Annotated in this window: 7 protein-coding genes; 6 read left to right on the top strand and 1 reads right to left on the bottom strand. The window is 70.7% G+C overall.

Annotation, left to right across the window (positions count from 1 at the left end; translation table 11 throughout):
• The first annotated feature begins 298 nt into the window (after window positions 1–298).
• From ACZ6J5_RS06200 to ACZ6J5_RS06185, 4 genes are all read left to right on the top strand, one after another.
• Window positions 299–3,076 (top strand): alpha/beta fold hydrolase, encoded by a 2,778-nt coding sequence (locus ACZ6J5_RS06200; RefSeq protein WP_469388148.1) that lies wholly within the window; start codon window positions 299–301, stop codon window positions 3,074–3,076.
• Window positions 3,073–3,939, top strand: a complete 867-nt coding sequence (locus ACZ6J5_RS06195) for an ABC transporter permease (RefSeq protein WP_469388146.1) — start codon at window positions 3,073–3,075, stop codon at window positions 3,937–3,939. Before ACZ6J5_RS06200 ends, ACZ6J5_RS06195 begins: the two co-directional genes overlap by 4 nt.
• A 448-nt stretch (window positions 3,940–4,387) precedes the next feature.
• On the top strand, window positions 4,388–8,572 hold the full coding sequence (locus ACZ6J5_RS06190; RefSeq protein WP_469388144.1) for a LamG-like jellyroll fold domain-containing protein: 4,185 nt from the start codon (window positions 4,388–4,390) through the stop codon (window positions 8,570–8,572).
• A gap of 152 nt (window positions 8,573–8,724) precedes the next feature.
• Window positions 8,725–15,000 (top strand): RHS repeat domain-containing protein, encoded by a 6,276-nt coding sequence (locus ACZ6J5_RS06185; protein ID WP_469388142.1) that lies wholly within the window; start codon window positions 8,725–8,727, stop codon window positions 14,998–15,000.
• 257 nt (window positions 15,001–15,257) lie between these two features.
• Here the strand turns inward: ACZ6J5_RS06185 and ACZ6J5_RS06180 are convergent, their stop codons facing one another.
• A complete protein-coding gene (locus ACZ6J5_RS06180) occupies window positions 15,258–15,968 on the bottom strand; it encodes a helix-turn-helix transcriptional regulator (RefSeq protein WP_469388140.1) in 711 nt (236 codons plus the stop codon).
• Window positions 15,969–16,233: 265 nt separating this feature from the next.
• Between ACZ6J5_RS06180 and ACZ6J5_RS06175 the strand changes: the two genes are divergently transcribed.
• Together ACZ6J5_RS06175 and ACZ6J5_RS06170 are read left to right on the top strand one after the other, a co-directional pair.
• Window positions 16,234–16,707 (top strand): anthrone oxygenase family protein, encoded by a 474-nt coding sequence (locus ACZ6J5_RS06175; RefSeq protein ID WP_469388137.1) that lies wholly within the window; start codon window positions 16,234–16,236, stop codon window positions 16,705–16,707.
• Between the two features lie 315 nt (window positions 16,708–17,022).
• Window positions 17,023–17,670 carry a ScbR family autoregulator-binding transcription factor gene (locus tag ACZ6J5_RS06170; RefSeq protein WP_469388135.1) on the top strand — a complete coding sequence of 216 codons (648 nt, stop codon included), beginning with the start codon at window positions 17,023–17,025 and terminating at the stop codon, window positions 17,668–17,670.
• Window positions 17,671–17,945: the final 275 nt, after the last annotated feature.

Here is a 17,945-nt window from a genome sequence, read left to right as displayed (position 1 = left end):
CGGGTACGCGTGTGGTGCGGAGGTGCGGTGCGGAGAAGGTGGTTCCACCGTCTCGTGTTGGCATGGACGGCACAAGAGTGGGGTTCGGACGCGGTGGAGGCGCGTTTTTCGGTCGTCCCCGCGCGGCGCCCCGGCGCGGCCCGCCGCCGTCCGCTCGGGCCGGCCGCCGGCCGTCCCCGCCGTCTCCCGCGTACCGCGATCGCGGTACGCGGACCGTGCCGTCTACGACCTGAGGAGGCCGCCCGGCTCCCCCCGGGGGCGGCCGAGCCGCCCGCCCCGGCCGCCTAGGCTCGGGGCCATGCAACTGCGACTTCCCCGGAGAGGGCCCCGACGAGCAGGTCCGCCGAGGTGGGCGGCGCTCGCCGCCGTCCTCGCCGTGCTCGCGGGCGGCGCCGGCACCTGGACCGCCGTCGCCTCCGACGACCCGCCGCCCGTGCACCGCGCGGACCGGATGCTCGCCCTCGACGGGGTGCGGATCGACACCTCGTACTTCACCGCCGGCGGCCCCGGCAGACGCCCCGCCGTCCTGCTCGGGCACGGCTTCGGCGGCTCCAAGGACGACGTCCGCGCCCAGGCGGAGGGGCTGGCCCGGGACGGCTACGCGGTGCTGACCTGGTCCGCCCGAGGCTTCGGCGCCTCCACGGGGCAGATCGGCCTCAACGACCCGGAGCGCGAGGTGAAGGACGTCAGCGGGCTCGTCGACTGGCTCGCCGGACGGCCCGAGGTCCTGCTGGACAAGCCCGGCGACCCGCGCGTCGGCATCACCGGCGCCTCCTACGGCGGCGCGGTCGCGCTGCTCGCCGCCGGACACGACCCGCGTGTGGACGCCGTCGCCCCGCAGATCACGTACTGGAACCTGGCCGACGCCCTGTTCCCGAACGACGTGTTCAAGAAGCTGTGGGCCGGGATCTTCTTCTCGGCGGGCACGGGCTCGCCCCAGAGCGCCGGCGCCGGGCGCGGCACAGGCACGGCGGGCACGGACGGGGGCGGAGACGCGGGCACGGGGGCGGGCACCGGCTCCGGCACAGGAGCGGCCACCCGCCCCGGAGCCGCACCCGGCACCGGCCCCGCCGGCTGCGGGCGCTTCAGCCCCGAGGTGTGCGCCCTGTACGAGCGCGTCGCCGTCGCCGGGAAGCCCGACGCCGAGGCCCGCCGCCTCCTGGAGGCGCGCAGCCCGTCCGCCGTCGGCGCCCGCATCAAGGTGCCCGCGCTGATCGTCCAGGGCCGGTCGGACTCCCTCTTCACCCTCGGCCAGTCCGACGCCATGGCCCGCACCATCGCCGCCAACGGCGCCCCGGTCGCCGTGGACTGGACGGCCGGCGGGCACGACGGCGGCGACCGGGAGACCGCCCGCGTCGAGGGCCGGATCTCGGCCTGGTTCGACCGCTACCTCAAGCGGGACGCCACCGCCCCGACCGGCCCCGCCTTCCGGGTCAGCCGCACCGGCGGCGTCGACTCCACCGACGGGCGCGCCACCCTGCGCGGCGCGACGGCCGACACGTACCCGGGACTCGCGGCGGGGCCCGTCTCCGTCGCCCTCTCCGGCCCGCCCCGCACCTTCGCCAACCCGGCCGGCGCCAACCCGCCCGCCGTCTCCGCCGTCCCCGGGCTCGGCGGCGGACTCGCCCAGCTCTCCTCGCTCGGCGTGGGCCTGTCCGTGGACTTCCCCGGCCAGTTCGCCGCCTTCGACGCCAGGCCGCAGACGGCCGCGCTGCGGATCACCGGATCGCCGACCGTCAAGGTCCGTGTGACGTCCAGCGCCCCCGACGGCTCGGCCGTCCTCTTCGCCAAGGTGTACGACGTGGGGCCGGACGGGCGGCAGCAGGTGCTGCCCGCACAGCTCGTCACCCCGGTCCGGGTCACCGACGCCGGGCGCGGGCGCACCGTGGACCTGACCCTGCCCGCCGTCGACCACGAGGTCGCGGCCGGTCACCGGCTGCGCCTGGTGCTCGCCGCGACGGACCTCGGCTACGCCTCGCCGGCCGCCCCCGCCACGTACACCGTCGGCGTCGAGGGCGCCCTGACCGTGCCGACCGCGCCCGGTGTGACGACGCAGGCGGCGGGGCTGCCCTGGTGGGTGTGGGGGCTGCCGCTCGCCGGTGCCGTCATCGCCGCCGCGCTGCTGCTGACCGCCCGCCGCAGGACCGCGCCGCCCGCGCCCGACCCGGCGCTCGCGGAGGTCCCGCTCCAGATCACCGGCCTGTCCAAGAAGTACCAGGGCGGCGACCGGTACAGCGTCCGCGAGCTGTCCTTCCGCGTCGAACAGGGCCAGGTCCTGGGCCTGCTGGGCCCCAACGGCGCCGGCAAGACGACGACCCTGCGGATGCTGATGGGCCTGATCACCCCGGACGAGGGCGAGATCCGGGTCTTCGGCCAGGCGATCCGGCCGGGCGCGCCGGTGCTCTCCCGGGTCGGCGCGTTCGTGGAGGGCGCGGGCTTCCTGCCGCACCTGTCGGGCCGCGAGAACCTGGAGCTGTACTGGCGCTCCACCGGCCGCCCCGCCGAGGACGCGCACCTCGACGAGGCGCTGCGCATCGCCAATCTGGGCGGCGCCCTCGAACGGGCCGTGCGCACCTACTCGCAGGGGATGCGGCAGCGGCTCGCCATCGCGCAGGCCATGCTGGGCCTGCCCGACCTGCTGATCCTGGACGAGCCGACGAACGGCCTCGACCCGCCGCAGATCCGCGAGATGCGGGAGGTGATGATCCGGTACGCGGCCGGCGGCCGGACCGTGATCGTCTCCAGCCATCTGCTCGCCGAGGTCGAACAGTCCTGCACCCACCTCGTGGTGATGGACCGGGGCGCCCTGGTGCAGGCGGGCCCGGTCGAGGAGATCACCGGCGCCGACGACACCCTCCTCGTCACCCTGGGCGGACCGGTCCCGGACGAGGTGGTGGAGAAGCTGGGCGCGGTACGGACCGGGGCCGGCCTGCTCGTGCGGCTGGCCGACACGGCGTACGCCACGCCCACCGCGCTGATCGCCGAACTCGTCCGCCTGGAGGTGCCGGTGACGGGCGTGGGGCCGCACCGGCGCCTGGAGGACGCGTTCCTGACCCTGATCGGAGAGACCGCATGACCGCCGCCGCCCCGGCCCCGGCCGCCGCCCCCGGCTACGCGCCGGGCCGCACCCTGCCGTTCCGCGTGGAGGCGCTGCGGCAGCTCAAGCGCCGCCGCACGCTGGTGATGGGCCTGATCCTGGCCGCCCTGCCCTTCGTGCTGATCGCGGCGTTCGCGATCGGCGGCGGGCCGGACGGCTCGGAGAACAGCCGGATCACCCTGATGGACACGGCGACGGCCTCGGGCGCCAACTTCGCGGCGACCTGCCTGTTCGTCTCGGCGGGCTTCCTGCTGGTCATCCCGGTCGCCCTGTTCTGCGGCGACACGGTCGCCTCGGAGGCCGGCTGGTCCTCCCTGCGCTACCTGCTGGCGGCCCCCGTCCCGCGCGCCCGGCTGCTCTGGTCGAAGCTGGCGGTCGCCCTGGCCTTCAGCGCGGCGGCCATGGTCCTGCTCCCGCTGGTGGCGCTGGCGGCGGGCACGGTGGCGTACGGCTGGGGCCCGCTGAAGCTCCCGACCGGCGGCGCCCTCCCGGCGGGAGACGCCCTCGTCCGCCTCGCCCTGGCGACGGCCTTCGTCTACGTCTCCCAACTGGTGACGGCGGCCCTCGCCTTCTGGCTCTCCACCCGCACCGACGCCCCGCTGGGCGCGGTCGGCGGCGCGGTCGGCCTGACCATCATCGGCAACGTCCTGGACGCGGTCACCGCCCTCGGCGACTGGCGCGCCTTCCTCCCGGCCCACTGGCAGTTCGCCTGGGCGGACGCGCTCCAGCCGCAACTGGAGTGGTCCGGCATGGCCAAGGGCACGGCGATCTCCCTGACGTACGCCCTGATCCTCTTCGCCCTGGCTTTCCGGGGCTTCGCGCGGAAGGACGTTGTGTCGTAGGCGACTTGGCGCCTGCGAATGGCCCCGAGCTCCTTTTGGCTCGGCTGAAAGGGCGAGAGACGGGAATTGGTGTGCCCGCGTCAATTTCGCCGACTGGTGGAGCGGTATTTCAGGAATGCGCACCCGGAGACTTCGGGGGAGGGAAAGTTCCACGTCAGGGGTGATTGTGAGATGAATCACCAGGATGGAATGTCTGGAACGATCCATTCCGGTGTACATGGAAACTAAATCCCTGGAGTCAAAAGCGCGCCCCGGAGGTAGCGTCCCGATCTGATTGCGCAAACTTTGCGCTTCAGTGAAGGGTGGGGACCCGATGGGGTGGGCTGGACGTCGTTCCAGAACGACGTATGGAGCCGTCGTCACGACGCTGACGGCGGTGTTGGCGGGGGGTACGGCCGTGATGCCGGCCGCCGCTCAAGGTGTGGACGCCGTAGTCCCGGACAGTGCGGTGGCCACTGCCGCGGAGTCGGGCGAGGCGCCCAGCGAAGAGCTGGCGAAGGCCGCCGCCAAGGAGAGCGGACAGCCTGTCGAGGCCGTCAATCTCCGGGGCGAGCGCCGTGACGTGTTCGCCAACGAGGACGGGTCCTTCACGGCCCGCGAGTACACGGAGCCCGTGCGGACCCGGCGAGGGGACGACTGGGTGCCGGTGGACGACACGCTCGCCCGGCGGAGCGACGGCGCGTGGGCGCCCAAGGCGTCCACGGTCGAACTGGAGTTCTCCGATGGCGGGCGAGGCCCCTTCGCCCGGATGAGCCGGGTCGGGCGGGAGTACGCCCTGACCTGGCCCGACGGAACCCTCCCGAAGCCCACGATCGAAGGCAGCACCGCCCGTTACGCCGAGGTCCTCCCCGGCGTCGACCTGGCGGTCCGCGCGGGCATCGAGGGCTTCTCGCACTACTTCGTGGTCAAGACGGCGGAGGCCGCCGCCAATCCGCGGCTGGACTCGCTCGAACTCGGCCTCTCCACCAAGGGCCTGACCGCCACCGAGGCGCCCGGCGGCGCCCTCAAGATCGTCGACTCCGCCGTCGGCGGCACGGTCTTCGAGGCCGGCGGCGCCTCCATGTGGGACTCGTCCGGCACGCCCGCCGCCTCGACCCGGGCGCTCGCTCCCGGGGCCCGCTCCGCCAGGACCGCCACCGCCACGGAGTCGGCGTTCGACGCGGCCGACGGGGGCCGCAAGGCGCCGGTCGACATCGACGTGGCCGATGGCAAGCTGAGCCTCAAGCCCGATCTGAAGCTGCTGCGCGGCCAGGGCACCACGTATCCGGTGGTCATCGACCCGACGCCGCGCACCTCGAACACGAGTGCCTGGTCCTCGGTCATGTCGGGCATGCCGGACCGCCAGGACTGGAAGTTCGCGAACGACGCGGGCGTGGGGCGGTGTCCTTCCGACCAGACCCCGGCCTCCTGCTCGGGCATCGGCGTCCGGCGCGCGCTCTTCAGCTTCCCGATGGGCTTCTACAAGGGCAAGACGATCCTGAGCAGTACGTTCTCCGCGCGTCTCGCGAAGAACTACTGGAACGACAACAAGGCCGAGCCGATCGACCTGTACCGGCTCGGCGGCAAGGACTACGCCGTCACGTCGGGCAGCAACTGGTCCAACACCTCGGGCAGCTGGTCCAACCACCTGTTGACGGTGGACCGGGCGATCGCGCCGACCAGCTGCACGAGCCAGGCCAACCTGCACTTCAGCAACGGCGAGCTCCTGACGGACACGAAGGCCGCCGCGACCGGCGGCTGGAACACCATGTCCCTCGGCCTCAGGGCCAAGGACGAGTCGGCGTACGCGGGCTGGAAGCGCATCTGCGGCAACGCCTACCTGTCCATCACCTACAACACGCCGCCCCTGCAGGTCGCGAAGTCCACCATGAGCTCCGACCCCGGCGGCCAGTGCGTGACCGACCCGGCCAAGGCGCCCCTCGTGGACGAACTGCCGATGCTGCGCGCCGAGGCCCGCGACCCCGACCACACGGCCGCCTCCAACGACCCGGTGAAGATGCAGTACCAGGTCTTCTACCAGGACGACAAGAACGTGGAACAGAGCTATCTGTTCACCACCGGGTCCAGGTCTCCCAACCCCGGCACTCTCTTCACCCACCGCGTGACGTCGCCGACCGCCAAGACCGGCATCGGCATGTACTACCCGAAGGCGACGCCGTCGCCGATGATCTACCAGCGCACCACCCCGGACGCGGGCCCCAACACGGCCGAGATCCCGTTCGACGCCAAGGGGCGCAAGATCCTCGTCGGCGACTGGAACAACGACGGCATCGACACCCTGGGCGCCTACGACCCGGTGACGCGCACGTTCGAGCTGTGGGACGACAAGTCGTTCAAGAACCCGATCCGGATCACCTACGGAAGCGCCGGCGACATCCCGGTCGTGGGCGACTGGAACGGCGACGGCCGGGACACGGTCGGGGTGTGGCGGCCGAGCAGCCACATCTTCTACCTCAACAACGAGACGAGCAACAACGTCACGGACATCGCGTTCGTGTACGGGGCCGACGACATGACCCCGCTCGTGGGCGACTGGAACGGCGACGGCGTCGACACCATCGGCATGTACTACCCGACGAACCTCACGTTCTACATGCGCGACTTCAACAGCGCGGGTGGCAACACGTACGCGGTCCGCTACGGCAGCGCCGGCGACCAGCCCGTCGTCGGAGACTGGGACCGCAACAGGTCGGACACCATCGGCGTCTGGCGCGAGAGCAACCACAGCTTCTACCTGAACAACGAGCACACCAACAACGTCGCGGACCTCACGTTCGTGTACGGCGCCGACGGCATGGTCCCGCTCACCGGCACCTGGATGCCTGGCATCCCCGAGAACACGACGATCTCGTGGCAGGCCCGCGCCAACGACGGCGAGGCGGACGGACCGTGGAGCTCGGCGAACGGAGTGGGGCGCTGCTACCTGCGTCGTGACGCCTCCGTTCCCTCGAAGCCCACGGTGACGGCCGACCGCTACGAGAACTCGGCCGACTGGCACGACGGCATCGGCATCGAGGACACGTTCAGCTTCACCGCCTCGGACACCGACACCGACGTGATCGGCTACCGGTACTCCATCGACGGCGTGACCTACCCGCCGGTCTCCACGACCGGAGGCAAGACGGCGCAGGTCAAGTGGACCCCCACCCGGTCGGGTCGCTACTACCTCTCGGTCGACGCGTACGACGCGGCCGGACACCACAGCGCCGAGGCGAACTACACCTTCCTGATCGCGACCGGCCGGGTCGCCCAGTGGGACCTCGCTGAAATCGCCGGCAGCACGAAGGTCAACGGGGTCGGCGACCAGCCGATGGTGCCCCGCGACGGGGTCACCTTCGGCAACGCGGGACGTGGTGGTGCGGTGGACCCGGTCGCACACTTCGACGGGACGGCGGAGGCGTACGTCTCCCTTCCCGACGAGGCTCCCGACGGCGCCGCCAAGACGATCGTCGACACGCGGTCCAGCCTTTCCGTCAGCGCGTGGGTGAAGCCCTCGGACCTGACCGCCGACATGACCGTCGTCAGCCAGGACGGAACGGACGAGGCCGGCTTCGAGCTCGGCTACGACGCCGCCACCCGGTCCTGGAGCTTCGCCACCCCGGACGCGGACGGCGACAAGACCACCAGCTACGCCGCGCGCGTGCCCGTGGGTGCCGACGCGGCCGGTACGTGGGTCCACCTGACCGGCGTGATCGACGCCAAGGCCGCGGGCGGCCCGCGACTGCGTCTCTACGTCGACGACGGCGACCCGGCCACGCCCACCGGCACGGCCACGGCGGCGCGCACCACCTCCTGGGCGGCGACAGGCGCCTTCCAGATCGGCCGGGCGCTCCACAAGGGCGCGTACCAGGCGAACTTCAACGGCGACATGTCCCAGGTCCGCGTCTACAACCGGCCGGTGACCACGGACGAGATCGCCCAGTTCCAGACCGTCGGCCCGGTGCGCAAGGCCTACTGGCAGTTCGAGACCGCGCCGGTCGGCGGCGCCGTGGGCACGGTCGACGGGAAGGGCGGACCGCTGACCCTCAACGGTGACGCGAAGGTCTTCCTGAGGGCCGCATGGAACGACCCCGCACTGGCCGACAACGGATTCATGACGCTCGACGGCACCGGCGACTGGGCGGCCACCGCCACCCCCGTCGTGGGCGGTGACAAGAGCTTCACGGTGGCCGCGCGGGTCCAGCTGTCGAACGTCGAGTCGACCACGTCCCAGACCGTCCTGTCCCTCCCGGGGCAGAACGCCGACCGGCTCGCGCTCCGCTACGACGGCGGCACCAAGCACTGGAAGGCCGTCCTCACGGGCAGCGACACGACGGGCGCGGACACCAAGAAGACCGAGGCGGTCGATCTCGACGTACCGCCCCTGGCGGACGGTGGCGGCAACCACCTGGCGCTCGTCTACGACGCCGTGGTCCGCGAGATCCGCCTGTACGTGGACGCCGGGAACCCGGTGACCGTGGCCGTCCAGGAAGCGGGCGGCTGGGCCTCCACCGGCGGTCTCCAGGTGGGCCGCTCGGCCAAGGCGGGGGAGTACCTCTCCGGAGCCGTGGACGAGGTCCGGGTGTACGACGGCGCGCTCAGCCCCGAGGCCATCAGGCAGGCGAGCGCCCTCATCGGCGACCCGAACATCTAGCCCCATCAGACCGATCGGGCGGCTCGTACGCAGGTACGGGCCGCCCGTTTCGCGGGGCTTCCACACGGCGGCCCCGCGTGACATCCCTTCTCTCTTCGACTCTGCATCGGAGTTCCGTCATGCCTAGACGCGGCAGACTGCTGCACGCGCGCATGCCCCGGAGCGTGCTGGCCGGCGCGGCCATCGTGCTGACCCTGGCCGTATCCGGAGGCAACGCCCAAGCGGTGACCCCGCTCGACCCCGCACCTCCCGGCCTCCCCGGGTTCTCGAAGAACCCCGACCCCGTCACCGGCAAGGACGCGGGCAAGGCCAAGCCCCGGCCCGCGGACGCCGCCACCAAGGCCGCCGTCCGCGGCCTGGGCAAGGTGACCTGGCCGGCCGCCGGCAGCACCGAGGTCGCCCTGCCCGCCGCCGCGGCCCCCGCCGCGCGCACGGCGAAGGCGGCCGGCGCCCCGGCCGCCGCGAAGACCCGGGTCGGCGGCCTGCCCGTCACGGTCGCACCCGCCCACGCGAAGGGCCGTACGGCCGCCGCCGGCCCGGCCAAGGTGAAGATCAGCTCGGTCGGACGGGAGCAGGCGGCCCGCTGGGGCGGTGCCGCGCTCTTCACCGTCGAGCGCGCCGACGCCGGCACCACGGCGTCCCCGGTGCACGTCGCGCTGGACTACTCGGCCTTCGCCGACGGCGCCGGCGGCGCCTACGGCGAGCGCCTCACCCTGGTCGAGCTGCCGGGCTGTGCCGTCACGAAGGCGCCCGGCGGCAAGGACTGCGCGGCCGTCCCCAAGACCCTCGCGTCCGTCAACGACCCGTCGGCACGCACGGTCAGCTCCGACGTCACCGCGACCGCCGCGAAGGCCCCGGCTGTCGTCTACGCGCTGACGTCCTCGCCGTCCTCGGCGAAGGGCGACTACGGCGCCACCCCGCTCGCTCCCTCCGCGAGCTGGTCGGTGTCCAACTCCTCGGGCGGCTTCTCCTGGAACTACCCCCTGCGGACGGTGCCGACCCCCGGTGACATCGCGCCCCAGATCGAGCTGGGCTACTCGTCCCAGTCGGCCGACGGCCGCACCGGCGCCACCAACAACCAGGGCTCCTGGATCGGTGAGGGCTTCAGCTACGAGCCGGACTACATCGAGCGCTCCTACAAGCCCTGTGCGGAGGACGGTCACACCGGTTCGACCGAGCAGTGCTGGGCCTTCGACAACGCCACCGTGATGCTCAACGGGCAGTCCTCCACGCTCATCAAGGGCGACGCGGACGGCAAGTGGCGCTTCGCCTCGGACAACGGCGCCAAGATCGAGCAGCTCACCAACGCCGCGTACGTCACCGGCAACGGCGACAACGACGGCGAGCACTGGAAGATCACCACCACGGACGGCACGGAGTACTACTTCGGCCTCAACCGGCTCCCGGGCTGGAGCGCGGGCAAGGAGGAGACCGGCTCCACCTGGACCGCTCCCGTCTTCGGTGACGACGCGGGCGAGCCCTGCTACAACGCGACGTTCGCCAGCGCCTACTGCAAGCAGGCATGGCGCTGGAACCTCGACTACGTCAAGGACCGGCACGGCGACGTCCGGGCGTACTACTACACGCCCGAGACCAACTACTACGCGCTGAACGCCAAGACGGACGTCAACGGCACCGCGTACCACCGCGCCGGCTACGTCAAGCGCATCGACTACGGCCAGCGCGACAACGCCGTCTACACCACCAAGGCCCCGGCCCGCGTGGTGTTCACGACCGCCGAGCGCTGCATCGCCGACCCGTCCTTCGACTGTGCCCCGGCGAAGTTCACCATGGCCAACTCGGCCAAGTGGCCGGACACCCCCGTCGACCGCAACTGCGCGGCCAACACCAAGTGCACGCTGAGCCAGAGCTCCCAGACCTTCTGGACCACGAAGCGGCTCGTCGGCATCACCACCCAGGTGAGCAAGAGCGCGACCGCCGGCGAGTACGACGACGTGGACGCCTGGACGCTGACGCACCTGTTCACCGACAACGGCGACGCCACGAAGTCCCTCTGGCTCTCCAAGATCGACCACGAGGGCCGCTACGGGGGCACCACCCCCAAGCAGACCGTCGAATTCGGCGGCGAGGCCCTCATGAACCGGGTCGACAGCGATACCGACAACACCGACCCGTTCTACCGCTTCCGTCTCACCACGGTGATGAGCGAGACCGGCGCGCAGCTCGACATCACGTACGCCCCGCGCGAGTGCACGCCCGCCAACCTCCCCCAGCCCGGTTCCTCGACCAAGCGGTGCTACCCGGTCGTCTGGACCCCGCCGGGCGAGGAGAACCCGAAGACGGACTGGTTCCACAAGTACGTCGTCCAGGAGATCGCCGACACCGACCGCACGGGCAAGAGCGAAGACCTCGTCACCCGCTACGACTACCAGGGCGACGCGGGCTGGCGCTACGGCGAGCCCAACGGCATCAACGACCCGAAGTACCTGACCTGGAGCCAGTGGCAGGGCTACGGAAAGGTCAGCGTCACCGGCGGCAACGGCCAGTCCCGTACCTCCCGTGTCGACTACACGTACCTGCAGGGCCTCGACGGCGACAAGCTGCCCGGCACCGGCACGGCCACCCGCACGGAGAAGGTGAAGGACTCCACGGGCGTCGAGTACACCGGCTCCAAGGAGTTCACCGGCTTCGAGATCGAGAAGCAGGCGTACGACCGGGCCGTCGGCGGCAAGGTCGTCTCCAAGACGATCACCGAGCCGTCGCTGGTGGAGACCGCGACGCAGAAGCGGACCTGGGGCACCACCAGGGCCACCGTGGTCCGCCCGAAGGCCAAGCGCGAGTACAACGTCCAGCACGACAACACCTGGACCGCCACCAAGTCGGTCTCGAACTACGACGACACGGTCCCGGGCACCCGCCTGAAGAGCACGGACGACTACGGCGACGTGTCCACGCCGGACGACGACAAGTGCACGACCGTCGAGTACGCCGACGTGCCGGCCAAGAACGTCTACGACCAGGTCTCCCGCAAGGAGACGGTCACCGTCCTGTGCGCCGCCGCGGCTGCGGCGGACCGCCCCTCCCAGGTGCTCACCGACACCAAGGCGACCTACAACGCCGCCGGTGACATCACCCTGAACGAGCGGCTCGTGGGCTACGTCGGGACGACCCCCGACTACGACCCGACGACGGCCACCGCCTACGACGGGTTCGGCCGTCCGACGTCCGTGACGGACGCCCTCAAGAACGAGACGAAGACCGAGTACACGGACGTCAACGGTCTGCTGTCCAAGACCAAGGTCACCAACGCGCTGACCCACGTCACCACCACCGACTACTCCCCGGCCTGGGGCGTGGCGACCGGTTCCCTCGACGCCAACAACAAGCGCACGGACCTGGCGTACGACCCGCTCGGCCGGCTCACCTCGGTGTGGCTCCCCAACCGGGCCAAGACCTCCACGCCGAACACCAAGTACACCTACGACATCCGCCGCGACAAGCCGTCCGTGGTGAAGACCGAGACGATCAAGAACGACGGATCGTACGCGGCCTCCTACCAGCTCTACGACAGCCTGCTGCGCCTGCGGCAGACCCAGGCCCCGGGCTCCGGCGGCACGCGCCTCGTCAGTGACGTCTTCTACGACGGCACCGGCAAGCAGAAGAAGACCAACGCCACCTACAACGCGGCCGGCGCCCCCGCCGACGAGCTCCTGACCGTGCTGAACGGCCAGGTCGGCGCGCAGACCGCCTACGAGTACGACGGCCTCGGCCGCACCACCGAGGAGATCTCGCTCATCGCGGGCGTCGAGCAGTGGCGCACGAGCACGGTGTACGACGGCAGCCGGGTCCACGTCGACCCGCCGGTCGGCGGAGTCCCCACCACGACGATCTACGACGCCGAGGGCCGGGTCAGCGAGATCCGCCACTACCGCACCGAGAGCCCGGAGCCGGCCGGCCCCGGGACGCAGTACGACAGCATCAGGTACACGTACAACAAGCGCGGCCAGCTGGACACGGTCACCGACTCCAAGAACAACGTCTGGCGCTACGGGTACGACCAGCTGGGCCGCAAGACCTCGGTGTCGGACCCCGACGCGGGCGAGACGACGACCGAGTACGACGAGCTCGACCGGCCCAAGTGGACGATCGACGCCCGGAAGAAGAAGATCTCCACCAGCTACGACGCCCTCGGCCGTGAGACCGCGACGTGGGACGGCGAGGCCGTCACCGGCACGAAGCTGACCGAGACCATGTACGACCGGTCCGGCTTCCGCGGCTACCCGTGGGCGTCCATCCGGTACGTCGGCGGCGTCGAGACCTTCGTCAGCAGCATCCTGAGCCGCGACGCGCTCTACCGCCCGCAGCGCACCGACTACTACGTCTCCGCGGGGGTGGACGCCAAGCTCAAGGGCTCGTACTCGTTCACCACGGGGTACGCGCTCGACGGCACCGTCAACAGCTCCGGCATGCCGGCGGCGGGCAAGCTGCCCGTCGAGACCTTCTCCTACACCTACGACGACGTGCAGCGCCCCGACACCATGAAGGGCTCGGCGTCGACCTACGTCAAGGACACCCTCTACAGCGACACCGGCCAGCTCCGCGGCCTGATCATGGCCGCGGGCAGCGGGCGCCAGGTGCAGCAGTCCTTCGACTACGAGAAGGGCACCGACCGGCTGCTCACCTCGACCGTGGACGTCGAGGGCATCACCGGTCCCGCGAGGAAGTCGTCGTACTCCTACGACCAGTCCGGGAACGTCCTGTCCATCGCCGACGACGCGGACGCGACCCCGGACGTGCAGTGCTTCGCCTACGACACCGGCAAGCGCCTCTCCGAGGCGTGGACCCCGGCGGCCACCCCCGAGGCGGCGGCCGGTTCCGGCACCGTCGACAGCACGCAGGACGGCACGTCGCCGGCGGCCTGCGCCTCGGCTCCCGGCACCAGCCCGCTGGGCGGCCCGGCCGCCTACTGGAAGTCCTACACCACGGACTCCATCGGCAACCGGACGCGGGACGTCACCCACGACATCGGTCTCGACGCGTCGAAGGACGTCACCCGGACCTTCACCTACGGCGAGAACGGCGCCGGTCCGCACGCCGTCACCAAGGTCGACGAGACCTCGGCGGCCGGCGACCGCACGTCGACGTACCACTACGACGCGAGCGGCAACACCGACAGCCGGACCCTCGGCACGGACACGCAGAAGCTGGAGTGGGACTCCGAGGGCAAGCTGGCGACGACCACGGAGGCTGACGACAAGGTCACCTCGAACGTGTACGACGCCGAGGGCAACCGCGTCATCCGGACGGATGCCGGGGGCACCACGGTCTATCTCCCCAACATGGAGCTGAAGCTGCCGGCCGGCGGCACCGCCGTCGAGGCGACCCGCTACTACAGTTTCGCTGGCCAGTCCGTCGCCGTGCGCCAGGACAGCGGTGCCCTGTACTTCCTGGGCGCCGACCAGCAGGGCACCGGCCTGGTGGCCATCGCCGCCGTCACGGGCGCGTTCACCCGCCGCCGCCAGGACCCCTACGGCAACAGCCGCGGCCCGGCGGTCGCGACCTGGCCGGGCGAGAAGGGCTTCGTCGGCGGCACGATCAACCCGCAGACGGGCCTGACGACCGTCGGCGCCCGCGAATACGACGCCACACTGGGCAAGTTCCTCTCGGTCGACCCGGTCATGGACCCCCAGGACCCGGCCCAGATGAACGCCTACAGCTACGCCCACAACTCCCCGATCACCAAGTCCGACCCGACGGGCCTCCGCCCCGACGGCCCGGCCGGCGGCGCGTCGTACAACGACGAACGCTGGGCGGACGACCGCGGTATGTCGATCCACTACGACTACGGCAAGGGCGACTTCGACATCAGTCCGAAGAAGGACAAGGCGTCGAAGGCGAAGTACAAGAACTACCGGGCGAATCCGTCGAACTACCGGGTCTACCACTACGACCAGAAGAAGGTGGAGGCCCAGCGGAAGGCTGCGGAGAAGCGTGCGGCTGACCGCCGCGCGGCAGAGGATGCCGCACGCCATGAGCGGGAGCGAGGGTTCTTCGGTTGGATGAAGGACACCGCCAGTAACGTCTATGACTCCTCGAAGGAATGGGTCAAGGACAATCAGACGTTCTTGGTCGGAGTTGCCGCTGGGATCGGATGTGGAATTGCAATCGCATCAGTTTTTGGTGCGACTGCCTGTGTGGCGATTGCGGGCGCGGCAGTCGGTGTCGGGGCCTGGCAGTACAAGAATCCGGGTTCAACGGACGCGGATCAGGCGCTTGGCTATGTCGGCCAGGGATACAAGGGCGCGGCCGCCGGGTTGGTCCAGGGGCAGATGATTAGAGGCGTGATCCAGAGCGTTGTTGCCAAGAGAGCCGCTGCGCGAGAAGGTGCTGAAGTCGAGCGACAGGCGCGCCTCGTTGAGCAGGAACGGCAGGCGAAAGAAGACAAGTTCTACGAGCACTACATGTGATAGTCCGGTGGGTGTCCGGCTGCCTCTTGGCGCTAGTGCCGGCTACCCCTACACAAGGAAGTTGGGTGGGTGAGGGTGTCCAACATGGCCTTCATGGCCTTTGGTGTGATGGTTGGGCTCGTATGCGCCGCGATCATTGTCGAAATGCGTGAGCGCGCAAGGAAGCCCGCTCTCAATCTCCTGCGAGTGGTTATGGGTGTCAGCGGCTTCGTGTTTCTCTGCGTATATATAGCCACTGGCAGCTAGGACTCTAGCCCTTACACCCACCCCCGACGAGCCGCTTCCGCCCCCGCGCGGAAGCGGCTCGTCGTGCCCAGGGCCGCCATCAGGTCGCCGACGCGGCGGCTGTACGTGCGGGGGGACATGCCGAGGCGGGTGGCGGCGGCCTCGTCGGTGAGGCCCGAGAGGAGGGCTTCGAGGACGGGGCGGAGCTGGGGCGGGAGGTCGCGGGTCGGCGGGGTCAGGCCGACCAGCTCCTGGCCGGTGTCCCAGACGATGTGGTGGGCCCGGACCAGGGCGGCGACCACGACCGGGTCGCGGATCAGGAGCAGGCCGTTGTAGTGGAGCTCCAGGTCCAGGGGGACGGCCGCGACCGTGCGGTCGACGACGATCATCTTGAACGGGATCGCCTCCGCCACCCGTGCCCGGCCCGGGACCGTGAGGGTGCCCGCGAGCTGGGGGAGGGCGTGCCGGGGGACGATGCGGCGGACCTCGCCGGCCCGCTCCGCCGCCGCCCGCATGCACGCCCCCGCCAGCTCCAGGAACGGCTCGGGGATCGCGCGCGACGCCGAGGCGGCCGGGTCGTCGAAGGTCAGTAACTCGTGCCGGGCCGAGGCCGCCAGCCCCGCCAGGGCCGCGCTGATCCGCCGGGTGCCCCGGACCGGGCGCGCGGGAGGGCGCTGAAGCTCCGGCCCTGCCCGGCCCATGGCCGAGCGGGCCAGCATCACGGAGCCCGCAGTCTCTTGCACTGCTCACCACCCCCGCCCGTCCGGTGTGCCACTCCATGTACGCACGCGACTGCGTACGGTGACAACCCCTGTTGACAAAGGTGGCGAGTCCCTGCCACTGCGGTGTGCCCCCGCCGCCGATGCCGCATTGAGGGCCATGCGCCACACCTCCGTCCGCTCCTCTCCGTCGGCTCGCGCGTCACATGCGCGGCGGGGGGATTCGTGCGCCGGTTGAATTCCGGTGTGGGCCGGGGGCGTTGGCGGGTTGGTCGGTCATCATGGGTGCATGGCCGCCCTGTTGATCGCCCTCGCCGTCGTCTGCACCGGGCTCTACGCCGGTTTCATGCTGATCTTCCAGACCGGGGTGATGCCCGCCCTGGCCCGGCTCTCCGACGAGGAGTTCGTGCGGGCCATGCGGCGGATCAACGAGTACGTGCCGAGGCCGGTGTTCCTGCTCGTCTTCCTCGGGGCCGTCGCCTTCCCCGCCGCCGCCCTGGCCGTGCCCGTGGACGGGCGGACCGGTGTGCGGACGTGGCTGGTGGTCGCCGGGCTCGTGGCCGCCGTCGCCAACCACCTCGTCACCGTCGCCGGGAACATCCCGCTCAACACCGCGCTCGCCGCCTCCGAGCCGGCCGGGGAGCCCGCCGGCGCGGTGCGGGCGGCGTTCGAGCGGCGTTGGAACGCCTTCCACCGGGTCCGCACGCTCCTCGTCCTCGCCGCCTTCGGGCTCCTGACCGCCGCCGCCGTCCTCGAAGGCTGAGCGCGCGACGGGACGAGGGTCCGGAAACCGCTTTTCACGGACCTCCAGGTCTGTTTTCTCGTCGCCCTGCGTGACGGTGAGGGGCCGTCAGGGGGGCCGGAGGGTGGGGGAGTCGGGGAGACCTGACGTTGTGTATCTCGTTGCCTTTTGCATCTGTGCAGGTCAGGGCCATTTTCGTCCAGCACGTGAGATGGCCGGGTTCACTGCGAACAAGGCTTCGGGTATGTTCTCGCTGCCGGAAAATCGGTACCCCCAGGTTTGTTTTCTCGGGCCGGCGGGATGCCGGTTCGGGCGAGGAGAGGGACGGTGACCCCCATGGCGAAGCAGGATCGGGCGATCCGTACCCGTCAGGCGATCCTGGAGGCGGCGGCGGCCGTCTTCGACGAGCGGGGCTACGAAGCGGCCAAGCTCTCCGACATCCTCCAGCTCGCCCGCGTGACCAAGGGCGCGCTCTACTTCCACTTCGACTCCAAGGAAGACCTCGCTCACGCGGTGATCGACGCGCAGGTGTCGGTGGTGCCCGCGGCGCCGCCGCAGATCTCCAAGGTGCAGGAGTTCGTCGACGTCGGCATGGTCTTCGCGCACCGGCTGACCTGCGACCGGGTGCTCAGCGGCTCGGTCCGGCTCACCCTGGACCAGGGTGGCCACGAGCTCAACCGGAGCGGCCCGTACCGGGAGTGGACCGAGATCAACCTGCGGTTGCTCACCGAGGCGAAGAAGGCCGGCGAACTGCTGCCGCACGCCGACCCCGAGGAGATCGCCCCGCTCGTCGTCGGCTCCTACGCGGGGCTCAACCTGATGACGCACGCGCTGGAAGGGCACCGCTCCTCGATGGAGCGCTGGGCCTCCGCGCTCTACCACCACCTGCTGCCGAGCGTCGTCGTCCCCTCGGTGCTCACCATGCTCGATCTGGAGCCCGGCAGGGGCGCCCGTGCACTGGGAGTGGCGGACAACGCCTCCTGACGGCCTCTTCGGCGCGTCTAATCAAACCGCCGTGACGGTTTCTTTATGATGCTGGCCGGATGATGCCCGCACCGCTGCCTGAAAACGATCCCCAAAAGATACCCGTGGGTCCAGTATCTGGATCCGTAGGTACGTTTCCCTGAGTGTTGACGTTCCGTTGATGGGGATGAATGCACCCAAAGGGGACGAAAGTGGAGTCCAAACGGTACGGCGATTCCGTACCGTCCGGTTTCTTATTGACATGCATCGCGGTCTCTTTTCTAATCATCGAGGGT

Source organism: Streptomyces sp. NPDC042100, assembly GCF_055582325.1.
This window is presented reverse-complemented; position numbering and strand designations above follow the sequence as displayed.

What these genes read in the sequence shown, in the direction of transcription:
- ACZ6J5_RS06200 (WP_469388148.1), top strand. Translation starts at nt 299, where the DNA reads ATGCAACTGCGACTTCCCCGGAGAGGGCCCCGACGAGCAGGTCCGCCG.
- ACZ6J5_RS06195 (WP_469388146.1), top strand. Translation starts at nt 3,073, where the DNA reads ATGACCGCCGCCGCCCCGGCCCCGGCCGCCGCCCCCGGCTACGCGCCG.
- ACZ6J5_RS06185 (WP_469388142.1), top strand. Translation starts at nt 8,725, where the DNA reads ATGCCCCGGAGCGTGCTGGCCGGCGCGGCCATCGTGCTGACCCTGGCC.
- ACZ6J5_RS06175 (WP_469388137.1), top strand. Translation starts at nt 16,234, where the DNA reads ATGGCCGCCCTGTTGATCGCCCTCGCCGTCGTCTGCACCGGGCTCTAC.
- ACZ6J5_RS06170 (WP_469388135.1), top strand. Translation starts at nt 17,023, where the DNA reads ATGGCGAAGCAGGATCGGGCGATCCGTACCCGTCAGGCGATCCTGGAG.